The organism is uncultured Thermomonas sp. (assembly GCF_937872235.1).
Lineage (GTDB): Bacteria > Pseudomonadota > Gammaproteobacteria > Xanthomonadales > Xanthomonadaceae > Thermomonas > Thermomonas beijingensis.
This window is the reverse complement of record NZ_CALMPC010000067.1, coordinates 1-13,332: the sequence shown is the minus strand read 5'-3', so window position 1 is coordinate 13,332 and position 13,332 is coordinate 1. Positions and strand designations below refer to the sequence as shown.

The window sequence follows — 13,332 nt, the reverse complement described above, 5'->3', positions numbered from 1 at the left end:
CTGCAATTCCACTTCGGCGTTCACCGCGCCTTCCCGACAGGACAACACGGTGCCGGCCAGCGCGTTGCGCGCGCTGGTGCGCACGCCGGGATCGCCCAGCACCACGAACGAGGACTTGACCAGCGCGATCGCGCTGCCGCCTTCGCGCAGGCCGAGGTCATCGACGCTGCGGTTGGTGATGATGGCGACCAGCTTGTCGCCGCCGTCGAGATCGAGGATCACCTCGCTGTTCACCGCGCCGCGCTGGATCGCCTGCACGGTGCCTTCGTACTGGTTGCGCGCGCTGGTTCGGAGCATGAGATTTCCCAGCCTCTTGAGCAGTTGGTCGAGGTCGCCGGCGCTGGCGGGCTCGCCCTGCCCCGCCAGCAGCCGCTGTTGCAGCGCGGTCAGCGCCTGATGGAAGGCCAGCACGCGCCGGCCCGTCTCGGTCAGCCGCGCGCCACCGCCGCCGCTGCCGCCGGTTTCCGCGCTGACCAGCGGTTCGCCGACGAACGCATTGAGCGCGGCGATGGCGTCCCACGCACCCTTGTAGCTCATGCCGACTGCGCGCGCGGCGGCGCTGATCGAGCCGTGCGCATCCAGCGCGTGCAGCAGCTTCGCGCGCTGCGGGGTCAGGCTGGTGCCCGCGCCGCGCAGGTCGATCAACGGTTCGAGGGAAGCGGTCGGCATGGCGTGCGGAAGAAAAAGCGTGGAGGACATGGCAGCGTACAAGCCGCCGCCCGTCATGTCAGTCCCAGCGCCTCGATCCTGCTGCCGATTGCCGCCTGCTTCATTTCAGCTTCCAGCACCGGAAAGTCCGCCTGCCGAACTGACCTAATGAAACGTCCGCCGCTCAGCAGATGGATTTCATCGCAGGTATCGCTCAAGGTCGAGAAGATATGGGATGAGATCAGAACGGTCTTGCCCAGCTCTTTCAAATTACGGATGATTTCCGTAATGACGATGTTGCCCTGTATGTCCACCCCGTTGAACGGCTCGTCAAGCACGAAATATTCGTTGCCTTGCAGAAGAATTGCCGTCAGCGCCAGCTTCTTTTTCATCCCCGTTGAATAGGCAGAGGCGTACTTGCCCAAGGGCAGGTCAAACACATTCCTGCCGTCAATGCCATCCACCTTCCTGCCCCTTGCGTTGCACAGCAGTCGGACATATTCCTCCCCCGTGATCTTCGGGAAAAAGTAAGGCTCGGCAAGCAGCAGCCCAAGGTGGTTCTTCAGCGGCTCAAGGCTCGAACTTATCTCGCCACCGTGGTTTTCCAGACCCGCGACGCACCTGAACAGGGTTGTCTTTCCCGCACCGTTTTCCCCGACAATGCCGTACACCCTACCCTTGTCGAACTGCACGTCGATGCTCTTCAGGACTTCATTTGCCCCATACCTCTTCGACAGCCCCTTGATCGCTATCATTTCAACAGACCGCCAAGGCGTTTTTCGGACTTCCAGAAAAGACAAGGCACCAGGACAAGCAGCAGCGGCGGAAACCAGAGGCAGAGACCCAAGGGGATGCCCTGCGCGATGTTCATTTCATTGGGATAGGCAGAATACTTACTGACGATCACGCAAACCAGGAACGCCAGACCCGCCAGGAAGAAAAGGGAGATCATGCCGATATCCCGATGGAAGAAAACAGTCAGCAGCAGCGCCACCGGCAGGGCAAGGGAAGACGAAAAAAGCATCGCCATCTTCATCTTGCCAAGCAGGAATCCTCTGGCATTGACGCCATATGTCCAGACGTAATACTCGTTTTCCAGCTTCGTGTAATAGCTCGACACAATGGCAAAGACCAGCAGCATCGCGAACACGCCCAGATTGAAATTGCCTGCGGAAACGGCAACGAACGCCAGCGCATACGCCATCAGGATTAGGTAGAAGGTGTTCCTGAATCCCGTCGAAAATTCGAAAGGCTTTTTCGAGAACGGCGTCCAGATGACGAAATCCAGCCTTGCACGGAACCTGACCAACGCCAGGATGACCACCGCCACCAGCAGCACGACCACCATAAGGAAGAACTGCCTGCAAAGCAGGAAAACAATGAAAGGCGACGAACAAACCAGGTTTTCCACAACCCTGACCTTTCGCAGTCCCGCGTCGCCGAAGCAGATTTCCAGGAATTCCGACCTTCGGCTCTCCGACAGCCTGCCGACGAGCATCAAGACGGAACAAACGTAAACGTATTCCGCAAATTCCGTCTTTCGGAACAAGACTATCGAGAAGCCGACAAAGGCCAGCCCCAGGACGACACAGGCAAGCAACGGCGCAAGTCCCGCATCCCTGAACCTGCGGCCGACCATTCTGCATTGAAGCTCGAAATATTCTTTCACTCCATCCCCGCCGTGTTGCCCCACGGTGACGACCAACCCACTCACGCCTCCGAAACCGCTCATTCCCGCGGTGCGCAGTAGCGCTGGTTCTGTCGCACTTCCGGCTCATCCGCGCGCGGCCCGCTGCGCGTCGATGATTTCCGGCAGGTCGGTTTCTCGGTCGATCTGCGGGAAGCGGCGGCGCTCCATGCGGCGGATGGCAAAGTGCATCCATGCCAGCGCGCTGGCCACGACCACGAACAGCAGCATGAAGCAGCTCGTCCAGACGCCGGTCAGGTCGTTGAGCGCACCGAACGCAATCGGCAGCAGGAAGCCGCCCAGCCCACCGATCATCCCGACCACGCCGCCGACCGCGCCGACGTACTGCGGATAATACACGGGGATGTGCTTATAGACCGCCGCCTTGCCCAGCGACATGAAGAAGCCGAGCACGAACACCAGCACGGTGAACGGCACCACGCCAATGGCCAGATGGAAAGTCACATCACCCTTGATACCCTTCACCACGTACTGGGTGTCGGGATAAGCAAGCAGGAAACAACAGATGACCGAGACGCCGAAGGTCCAGTACATCACCTTGCGTGCGCCCAGCTTGTCCGACATCCAGCCACCCACCACCCGGAACAAACTGGCCGGGATGGAATAGCAGGCCGCCAACATGCCGGCGTGCGCCACGTCCATGCCATACGCACCAATCAGGTAGCGCGGCAACCACAGTGCCAACGATACGAAACCGCCGAACACGAAGAAGTAATACAGCGCGAAGCGCCACACTTGCAGATTCTTCAGTGGTGCCATTTGTTCTGCAAACGGCATCGGCTTGACACCGGCCTTGCGACGCTGCTCCAGCGACGGGTCTTCCTGCGTGAACAGGAAATACAAAATGGCCATCACCGCCAAACCCACCGCCCACACCTTGGCCACCATCGTCCAGCCCGCGGCCACCATCACCATGGGGGCCAACAGTTTGGTCACCGCTGAACCAATATTGCCGGCGCCAAAAATACCCAGTGCGGTGCCCTGCTTTTCCGGCGGGAACCACTTCGACACATAGGCCACGCCGACCGAGAACGAGCTGCCGGCAATCCCCACGCCCAATGCGGCGATCAAGAATTGCGGATAAGTCTGGGCGTGGGTCAGCATCCAGGTGGCTGCAGCACCGGCCAGCATCACCGCAGTGAGCACTTTGCGGCCGCCCAATTGGTCGGCCCACACCCCAAGGAAAATGCGCAGCATTGATCCGCTGAGCACGGGCGTGGCGATCAACAACCCGAACTCGGTGTCATTCAACCCCAGATCTTTTTTGATCTGGATGCCGATGATGGAAAAAATCATCCACACTGCAAAGCAGGTGGTAAAGGCAATGGTGCTCAGCCATAGCGCCCGCTGCTGGCGGGCAGTGCTGATTTGAGAAAAGTCCTGCATGGACGTGCTTCCGGTGGTGGTTAAGAAACCTGTTGCCGGCGGCGCGTCCTGCTGCAATCAGGCCGCGCCAGCCTCGATGGCGTCCAGCCCGCGTACCTCGTAGCGTTCCTGCAAGCCTTGCAGGTATTGCTGGAGTTCGCGTTGCCGAACCTGCAATTCAAGATAGTCGGAAATCCGCTGCCGGACTTGATCGAACGCAAGTTCTTCGCCGCTTTCGACAGCATCCACGCAAACGACGTGGTAGCCCCAGCGCGACTCCACCGGAAATGCCGCCAAGCCCTCACGCAAACGAAAGACTTGGCGATCAAATTCCGGGGTTGCCTGGCCACGTTCCAGCCAACCCAGCTCGCCACCGTCGTCTTTGGAAGGGCAATCGGAATGGCGTAGCGCGAAGTCGGTGAACAAATGCGGCTGCAGCTTCAATTCCGTGATGAGTTTTTCCGCTTGCTCACGCGCATTGAAACGGCCACTGACATCATCCACCGCCGCGCCCAGCAGGATATGCCGCACGCGAATGCGGTCGGGTGCATGGAAACGCTCCGGGTTTTGCGCGTAATAGCGTTGGCAATCTTCCAGTGTAGGCACGCGGTTTTCGACTTCGCGCTCCAGCAGCAAGCGGGTGCAGGCTTCTTCCATTGCCTCGCTGCCTGCATCTTGCACATCGCCCTGTAGGCCCAGACGTTCCACTTCGCGGCGCAGCAACTCACGCACCACCAACGCACGTGCAGCGTCGGCGCGCGATTTTTCCGGAGTCATGGCGCGATGAAACTGCATTTCGCGGGCAATGTCGGCCTCGCTGATGGCGGTGTCACCCACAAACAGGAAACTTGGCGCGGCCTGCCCCAGCGAGCGCGGGCCTTCGTCGTTGTGGTCATGGGCATGGCTGTGGGCTTCTTCCGCCACCGACTTGCCACTGTCGATGACGGTGATGGGCAGCTCGCGCCTACCAAGCTTGCTTTCACTCATGACTACGCCCTCGGGCCGTAGCGCAGGCCGGGCTGACGGCGGCGCACCACTTGGTAGGGACGCCAGAAATAGCTGACCGGGATGCTCCACACATGCACCAGACGGGTGAACGGTGCCACCAGGAACAAGGTCATGCCCAGGAAGATATGCGCCTTATAGACCCAGTGCACATCGCCCACGTAGTCGGCTGCACCAAAGCGGAAGGTGACGATGTGCTGCGCCCAATCGGCCAGCGCCATCATCACGCCACCATCCATGTGATGGGTGGATTGCACGATGGTGTACAGACCCAGCAACAACTGCGCGAACAGCAGCAGCAAGATCACGGTGTCACCGGTGGTGCCGGTGGCCTTCACCCGGGGGTTGAACAGGCGACGCACGGTGAGGATGCTGATCCCCACCAAACAGACCGCGCCAAACACGCCGCCCGCGACCATCGCCAGCACTTGTTTTTGCGGCGCGGTGATGACGCTTTCATACAGCGCGTGCGGGGTCAGCAGGCCCACCAAATGGCCACCCAAAATGGCAAGAATGCCGAGATGGAACAGGTTGCTGCCAATGCGCATGCCCTTGTCGGAAAGCATTTGGCTGGAGCCGGTGCGCCAGGTATACATCGACTTGTCAAAACGCACCCAACTACCGATGAAGAACACGGCAAGCGCGATATAGGGATAAATCTGGAAACAGAATTGATTCAGATAATTCATGGCTGCACCTGTTGGGTTGCGGCATTGGTTGTGCGGTATGCGGGGCGGCTGTTGGGCTTGCAATCATCGGTGGGGGCTTCGGTGCCAAAGCGCACCGCTTCCTCTTCCCAAACTTGGTCCATCACTTCCGGCGTGTCGTCGCGGGGTTCCTGGCTGGCACGTTGCCGCAAGCTGCCCAAGTCGAGTTTGCCTTCGGCGTACTCCACCAAGATTTCCAGCAACAGCGTGTAAGGGCTTTGGCGTTCACCTGCACGTGCAGCCAGCAACCCGACGATATGGCTGACATGATGCAGCCAATCACGGGCTTCTTCTTGTGGCCGTTGACTGAGATATTCGAGCACCAACGGCAGGTAGTCCGGCAGTTCCTTGGCAGCCAGCTCGTAGCCATTCTTGCGATAGGCTTCGATCAGATCCACCATCGCTTGCCCACGGTCACGGGATTCGCCGTGGATGTGTTCAAACAGCAGCAGGCTCATTGCCCGCCCACGATCGAAGGTTTGCAGCCAACGATCCTGGGCTTCCAGCGCCTCCGATTTCAGCAACTCGCGAACAAACGTCTCCAACTGCATCCGCCGCACTGCTGGCAAGCCAGTGGCATCGACTGCTGCCAGCAGTTCATCGCCGTGTTGCCACAGCGCATCCTGCGGGTAGTCCAGCAGCACGCCGACGAGCTTGAGCAAACTCATTCAGCCACCTCGAACTTTTCCGTCCGGTTCGGATGCACGGCATACGTGGTGGTCTTGCGCTGACCGAACAGGTCTGCTGGCGAATCGCCACTGCAGCCATTGCCGAAGGTGAAGCCGCAACCGCCGCGCTCGCCGAAGGTGTCGTTGGCATATTCGCGATGCGCGGTGGGAATCACGAAGCGGTCTTCGTAATTGGCAATCGCCAGATAGCGATACATGTCCTCGGCCTGCGCCACGGTCAGCCCGGCTTGCTTGAGCACGGCCAGGTCTTCCACGCCGTCCACGTTCTTGGCGCGGCGCCATGCGCGCATCGCCATCAACCGTTCCAGTGCACGGATCACCGGCGCTTCATCACCGGCGGTAAGCAGGTTGGCCAGATAACGCACGGGGATACGCAGCGAGCCGATATCCGGCAACTCACCATTCATGCCCACCCGGCCACGTTCGGCGGCAGACTGGATCGGCGACAGCGGCGGCACGTACCAGACCATCGGCAAGGTGCGATATTCCGGATGCAGCGGCAGCGCGAGCTTCCAATCAATCGCCAGCTTGTAGGTGGGCGAATGCACGGCAGCTTCCAGCCAGCTATCGGGGATGCCTTCCTTGCGTGCGGCCTCGATGACCTTGGGATCGTTGGGATCGAGGAAGATGTCCAGATGCGCCTGATACAGGTCTTTCTCGGCCGGCACCGAGGCCGCTTCCTGGATGCGGTCGGCATCGTACAGCAGCACGCCGAGGTAGCGGATGCGGCCCACGCAGGTTTCCGAGCACACGGTGGGCTCGCCCATTTCAATGCGCGGGTAGCAGAAGATGCACTTCTCGGATTTGCCCGACTTCCAGTTGTAGTAGATCTTCTTGTACGGGCAGGCCGACACACACATGCGCCAACCGCGGCACTTGTCCTGGTCGATCAACACGATGCCGTCTTCTTCGCGCTTGTAGATCGCGCCCGACGGGCATGCAGACACGCAAGCCGGGTTCAGGCAGTGCTCGCACAGGCGCGGCAGGTACATCATGAAGGTCTTTTCAAACGCGCCGTAGATCTCTTTCTGCACGCCCTCGAAGTTCTTGTCCTTGCTGCGCTTGGCGAATTCGGTACCCAGGATTTCTTCCCAGTTCGGACCCCAATGAATCTTCTGCATGCGCTGGCCGGAAATCAGCGAACGCGGGCGTGCGGTGGGTTGGTGCTTGCTGTCCGGCGCTTCGTGCAGGTGCTGGTAATCGAAATCAAACGGTTCGTAGTAGTCGTCGATCTGCGGCAGGTCGGGGTTGGCGAAAATCTTCGACAGCATGCGGAACCGGCCACCGGCTTTGGGCACCAGCTTGCCGGCACGGGTCCGCACCCAGCCGCCGTTCCACTTGTCCTGGTTTTCCCATTCCTTGGGATAGCCCACGCCGGGCTTGGTTTCCACATTGTTGAACCAGGCGTATTCCACACCTTCGCGTGATGTCCACACGTTTTTGCAGGTGATCGAACAGGTGTGGCAGCCGATGCACTTGTCCAGGTTCAGCACCATTGCGATCTGTGCACGTACTTTCATCACACCACCTCCTGAGCGTTGGCAGGCACTGCTTCGCCATCCAGCCAATCCACTTTATTCATCTTGCGCACGATCACGAATTCGTCACGGTTGCTGCCCACCGTGCCGTAGTAGTTGAAGCCATAGGCGAACTGGGCATAGCTGCCGATCATGTGGGTGGGCTTGAGCACAATGCGGGTGACGGAATTATGGATACCGCCACGCGTGCCACTGATTTCGCTGCCGGGTGTGTTGATGATGCGTTCTTGTGCGTGGTACATCATCGCCATGCCGTTCATCACGCGCTGGCTGACCACCGCACGTGCGGCAATTGCACCGTTGACGTTGAACAGTTCAATCCAGTCATTGTCTTCAATCCCCGCTTCCCGCGCATCGTCTTCAGACAGCCACACAATCGGGCCACCACGCGAGAGCGTTTGCATGATCAGGTTATCGGAATAGGTACTGTGGATGCCCCACTTCTGGTGCGGGGTGATCCAGTTCAGCACGATCTCTTTATTGCCGTTGCCACGCTTGTTGTGCAGCGGGGCAATCGTCTTGGTATCCACCGGTGGACGGTACTGCATGAAGCCTTCGCCGAACGCCAGCATCCACTCGTGATCCATGTAGAACTGTTGGCGCCCCGTCACCGTGCGCCATGGAATCATTTCATGCACATTGGTGTAGCCGGCGTTGTAGCTGACGTGTTCGTCTTCCAAACCGGACCAGGTGGGCGAAGAAATGATCTTGCGCGGCTGCGCCTGGATATCGCGGAAGCGGATGGCTTCATGCTCCTTGCCCACCGCCAGATGGGTGTGGTCACGGCCGGTGAATTCACCCAGTGCCTCCCACGCCTTGACGGCCACATGGCCATTGGTTTCCGGTGCCAGATGCAACACGCATTCGGCGGCATCAATCGCGGTCTGGATGTTCGGGCGGCCTTGGCTGATGCCTTCTTCGCGCACGCGATGGTTGAGGTCACCCAGGAAATGCACTTCATCCTTGGTATCCCAATTGATGCCCTTGCCGCCATTGCCCTGCTTGTCCAGCAGCGGGCCCAGCGAGGTGAACTTCTTGTACAGGTTTGGATAGTCGCGCTCGACCACCGCAATCGTCGGCATGGTCTTGCCCGGAATCGGCTCGCACTCGCCCTTCTTCCAGTTGGTGACGCCCAGCGGCATCGCCAGCTCGCCGGGGGTATCGTGCAGGGTGGGCACCAGCACCACGTCTTTCTCTACACCCAGCACGCCCGGCGCCATTGCGCTCACCGCCTTGGCGATGCCCTTGAAGATATCCCAGTCACTGCGCGCCTCCCACGCCGGATCCACCGCCTTCGACAGCGGGTGAATGAACGGATGCATGTCCGAGGTGTTGAGGTCGTTCTTTTCGTACCACGTTGCGGTAGGCAGCACGATGTCCGAATACAGGGCAGTGGTGCACATGCGGAAATCCAGCGTCACCAGCAGGTCGAGCTTGCCTTCCGGCGCTTCATCGCGCCATTTGATTTCCTGCGGTTTTTCCGCACCACGTTCGCCCAGATCCTTGCCTTGCAAGCCATGCCGGGTACCCAGCAAGTGGCGCAGCATGTACTCGTGACCCTTGCCGGAGCTGCCCAGCAAGTTCGAGCGCCAGATGAACATGTTGCGCGGGAAGTTCTCCGGTGCGTCCGGGTCAGCGTAAGCAAAATCCATCGCCCCACTCTTGAGCTGACTGACCACGTAGTCGGCCGGCGTACTGCCTGCGGCTTCGGCCGCTTTGGCAATACTGAGCGGATTGCGGTTGAGCTGCGGCGCGCTGGGCAACCAGCCCATGCGGATCGCCTGCATGTTGAAGTCGGCCTGGCTGCCGCTGAACTTGGCCGGGTCTGCCAAGGGCGAGAGCAGTTCCTTCATCTCGACCTTTTCGTAGCGCCACTGGTCGGACATGAAGTAGAAGAACGAGGTTCCGTTCATCTGGCGCGGCGGCTTGCTCCAATCCAGACCGAACGCAATCGGCTGCCAGCCGGTTTGCGGGCGCAACTTTTCCTGGCCCACGTAATGCGCCCAACCACCGCCGGTTTGGCCCACGCAACCGCACATCATCAGCATGTTGATGAGGCCGCGGTAGTTCATGTCGTTGTGGAACCAATGGTTCATCGCCGCGCCGACGATGATCATGCTGCGGCCGTGGGTCTTGGCGGCGGTATTGGCGAATTCGCGGGCGATTTCGATCACGTCATGGCGCGGCACGCCGGTGATCTTTTCCTGCCATGCCGGGGTGCCGGGCACGTTGTCATCGAAGCTGGTGGCTACATTGCCGCCACCGAAGCCGCGATCCACGCCGTACTGCGCCAGCAGCAGGTCATAGACGGTGGCGACCATCCATTCCTTGCCATCGGCCAACTGCAAGCGCTTGACCGGGATGTTGCGCTCCAGGATGTCGTCGAACTTGGAAGCCGTCCACTTGCCGTGCTCGATCCCGCCGAAGTACGGGAAGCTGGCGGCTTCAATGCCGTCATGATTGTCTTTCAGCGACAGCAGCAAGCGGGTGTCGCGGCCGGCGCTGTCTTTTTCTTCGATGTTCCACTTGCCCTTCTCGCCCCAACGGAAACCGATGGAACCGCTCGGAATGGTGATCTGGCCGTTGGTTTCATCAATGGCCAAGGTCTTCCACTCGGGGTTGTTGGCTTCGCCCAACCCGCCAAGATCGGAGGCGCGCAAGAAGCGGTCCGGCACCAGACGGCCATCGGCGCGCTTTTCCAAACGCACCAGCATCGGCATGTCGGTGGTCTTGCGGCAGTAATCAACGAAGTAGTCCGTGGCCTTGTCGACGTGGAACTCTTTCAGGATCACATGACCGAACGCGAACGCCAGCGCGGCGTCGGTGCCCTGCTTGGGATGCAGCCAATGGTCGGTGAGCTTGGCCACTTCCGAATAGTCGGGCGTGATCGCCACGGTCTTGGTACCGTTGTAGCGCGCCTCGGTGAAGAAGTGCGCGTCCGGCGTGCGCGTCTGCGGCACGTTGCTGCCCCACGCGATGATGTAGCGGCTGTTGTACCAGTCGGCCGATTCCGGTACGTCGGTCTGCTCGCCCCACACCTGCGGGCTGGACGGCGGCAAATCACAGTACCAGTCGTAGAAACTCAGGCAAACACCGCCCAGCAGCGAGAGATAACGCGCACCGGAGGCGTAGGAAATCATCGACATCGCCGGGATCGGCGAGAAACCGATCACGCGGTCGGGGCCGAATTTTTTCACGGTGTAGAGGTTGGCCGCCGAAATGATTTCGTTGACTTCATCCCAATGCACACGCGCAAACCCGCCCATGCCGCGGCGGGTCTTGTAGCTTTTGGCTTTGTCGCTGTCTTCAACAATGCTGGCCCACGCATCCACCGGCGCCTTGGCCTTGCGCGCCTCGCGCCACAGCTTCAGCAGCGCGCCGCGCACCAGCGGGTACTTCACGCGGTTGGCGCTGTACAGATACCAGGAATAACTGGCACCCCGCGGGCAGCCACGTGGCTCGTGGTTGGGCAGATCCGGGCGCGTGCGCGGATAGTCGGTTTGCTGAGTTTCCCATGTCACCAGACCGTTCTTGACATAGATCTTCCAGCTGCAGGAGCCGGTGCAGTTCACCCCGTGGGTGGAACGCACGATCTTGTCGTATTGCCAGCGCGCACGATAGGAATTTTCCCATTCGCGGCTTTCGGTTTTGGTGACACCGTGGCCGTCGGCAAACTCTTCCGGGTTGCGTTTGAAGAACTGCAAACGGTCAAGGAAATAACTCATGAGAACATCCTCTTGGCAGGTGAACGCAGGTTGCGCGCACGCATTTTTTCTTTGAAGGCGGCAGCACCGGCTGCCGCGTTGTGGTTGTCCAGCTTCAGCATGGCGTCTTGACGCGACGTCTTGGCACAGCGTCTCAGCATGGTGTTTCGGCACCACGACGGAAGTACCACCACCATGTCACCGCAAGGCAGGTGGCATAGAACACAATGAATCCGTACAGCGCCATTTCCGGGCCGCCAGTCCATGCAATCGACGAACCGTAGCTTTTCGGGATGAAGAAGCCACCGTACGCACCAATGGCCGAACTGAAGCCGATCACTGCCGCCGATTCAATGCCCGCTTGGCGGGTGGCAGCCACCTTGCCTTCGGCATCCTCATTGACCGACCAGCGCGCATGCAGGGTGCGAAAGATCACCGGGATCATGCGGAAGGTGGATGCATTGCCAATCCCCGACAACACGAACAAGCCCATGAAGCTGCCGAGGAAGCCGTAGAAATTGCCGCCCTGACCATGCTGCGGCAGGAAATGCAGCACGCAGAACACGCCAACAATCATCAGCGCGAACACCCAGAAGGTCAGCAGCGCGCCGCCCAACTTGTCCGACAACCACCCCCCCACCGAGCGCATCAGTGCACCCACCAGCGGGCCCAGGAAGGCATAGGTCATCGGGTTGACATCCGGGAACTGGGTTTTGATCAGCATCGGGAAGCCCGCCGAGAAGCCGATGAACGACCCAAAGGTGCCGATATACAGCCAGCACATCAGCCAGTTGTGCTTGCGCTTGAAGATCACCGCCTGCTCGGCAAACGAGGAACGCGCCGCCGCCAGATCATGCATGCCAAACCATGCGGCCACCGCGCAGATCAGCAGAAACGGCACCCATACAAACCCCGCGTTTTGCAGGAACAGTTGCTTGCCTTCGGCGGTCAGCTGCGGGCCACCGACGACCCCGCCGAACAGTGCCATCGTGATGACCAGCGGAATCACGAACTGGGTAGCCGACACGCCCAGATTGCCCAGCCCCGCATTCATTCCCAGTGCAAAGCCTTGCTTGGCCTTGGGATAGAAGAACGAGATATTGGACATCGACGAGGCGAAATTGCCGCCACCGAAGCCACACAAAATGGCAATCGCGACGAAGTGCCAGTACGGGGTGCTGGCGTCTTGCACCGCAACGCCCAGCCAGATCGCTGGAATCAATAGCGAAGCGGTGGCAATTGCGGTCCAGCGGCGACCACCGAACATGGGCACCACAAACGAATAGAAAATGCGCAAGGTGGCGCCGGACAACGCGGGCAACGCCGCCAGCCAGAACAACTCATTGGTATCAAACGTGAAGCCCACCTTCGGCAGGCTGATGGTCACCGCCGAAAACATCTGCCAGATGGCAAACGCCAGCAACAGTGCCGGGATGGAGATAGCGAGGTTGCGATTGGCGATCCGGTTGCCGGTCCGCGCCCAGAACGCAGCATCCTCGGGATGCCACTCCTGAATCACGGAACCGACGCGGACAGGCCGTTCAGCCATTTGCGCACTCATGGAAGCACCTGCAGGTTGGGAATCCGGCGGTTGCGGTCGCGCCCCGCTGGGGCCGCGCTACCTTCACCATGCGCCAGATACTGCCCTGCATAGGCCCTCCTCGATTTGATCGGAGTCAAATGACGTCGGCTACCTTACTCCCTGCTTGACACAGGTCAACCGCTGCGCGGGGAAACTCGCTTGACTACGCCGCGCTGGCGCACGCTATCGCGCACGTCCACCGCAAACTCGATATCCAGCCTATCCTCACCCCCCACCGGCAGCGAAAAGCACAGCCCCTCGCGGCATGGCAGGCGCAGCACATAAAGATCCAGCTGTGTCTGCGGGAGAAAAAACGTGACGTGGCCGGGCTTACCCACCAGAGCCGCCGCCTCGTCCCGGGTCAAGCGCACCTGCACGCACAATGC

At 60.1% G+C, this 13,332-nt stretch carries 10 protein-coding genes and 1 pseudogene; all 11 read right to left on the bottom strand.

Features of this window, described 5'->3' with window-relative positions; translation table 11 throughout:
• Window positions 1-699, bottom strand: a 699-nt coding sequence (locus tag QWB57_RS05820; protein ID WP_288968724.1) for a TOBE domain-containing protein, incomplete at its 3' end; no start/stop codon positions are given.
• A gap of 23 nt (window positions 700-722) precedes the next feature.
• Window positions 723-1,403: an ATP-binding cassette domain-containing protein gene (locus QWB57_RS05815; RefSeq protein WP_223629245.1), complete on the bottom strand. Its 681-nt coding sequence runs from the start codon at window positions 1,401-1,403 to the stop codon at window positions 723-725.
• A complete protein-coding gene (locus QWB57_RS05810; RefSeq protein WP_223629244.1) occupies window positions 1,400-2,362 on the bottom strand; it encodes a hypothetical protein in 963 nt (320 codons plus the stop codon). Before QWB57_RS05810 ends, QWB57_RS05815 begins: the two co-directional genes overlap by 4 nt.
• Before the next feature lie 60 nt (window positions 2,363-2,422).
• On the bottom strand, window positions 2,423-3,742 hold the full coding sequence (locus QWB57_RS05805) for a nitrate/nitrite transporter (protein WP_288968721.1): 1,320 nt from the start codon (window positions 3,740-3,742) through the stop codon (window positions 2,423-2,425).
• 57 nt (window positions 3,743-3,799) lie between these two features.
• On the bottom strand, window positions 3,800-4,708 hold the full coding sequence (locus tag QWB57_RS05800) for a peptidylprolyl isomerase (RefSeq protein WP_223629242.1): 909 nt from the start codon (window positions 4,706-4,708) through the stop codon (window positions 3,800-3,802).
• 2 nt (window positions 4,709-4,710) lie between these two features.
• Window positions 4,711-5,415 (bottom strand): respiratory nitrate reductase subunit gamma, encoded by a 705-nt coding sequence (narI, locus tag QWB57_RS05795; protein WP_223629241.1) that lies wholly within the window; start codon window positions 5,413-5,415, stop codon window positions 4,711-4,713.
• Entirely contained in the window at window positions 5,412-6,101 is a 690-nt protein-coding gene (narJ, locus tag QWB57_RS05790; RefSeq protein WP_223629240.1) for a nitrate reductase molybdenum cofactor assembly chaperone, read from the bottom strand. The genes narI and narJ overlap by 4 nt, the downstream gene beginning before the upstream one ends.
• Complete coding sequence (gene narH / locus QWB57_RS05785; RefSeq protein ID WP_223629239.1) at window positions 6,098-7,642, bottom strand: nitrate reductase subunit beta; 1,545 nt, start codon at window positions 7,640-7,642, stop codon at window positions 6,098-6,100. Before narH ends, narJ begins: the two co-directional genes overlap by 4 nt.
• Window positions 7,642-11,385: a nitrate reductase subunit alpha gene (locus QWB57_RS05780; RefSeq protein ID WP_288968718.1), complete on the bottom strand. Its 3,744-nt coding sequence runs from the start codon at window positions 11,383-11,385 to the stop codon at window positions 7,642-7,644. Before QWB57_RS05780 ends, narH begins: the two co-directional genes overlap by 1 nt.
• Window positions 11,386-11,518: 133 nt before the next feature.
• Window positions 11,519-12,925, bottom strand: a complete 1,407-nt coding sequence (locus tag QWB57_RS05775; RefSeq protein ID WP_288968717.1) for a NarK family nitrate/nitrite MFS transporter — start codon at window positions 12,923-12,925, stop codon at window positions 11,519-11,521.
• Between the two features lie 155 nt (window positions 12,926-13,080).
• A pseudogene (locus QWB57_RS05770) lies at window positions 13,081-13,332 on the bottom strand (hypothetical protein); the annotation flags it as partial.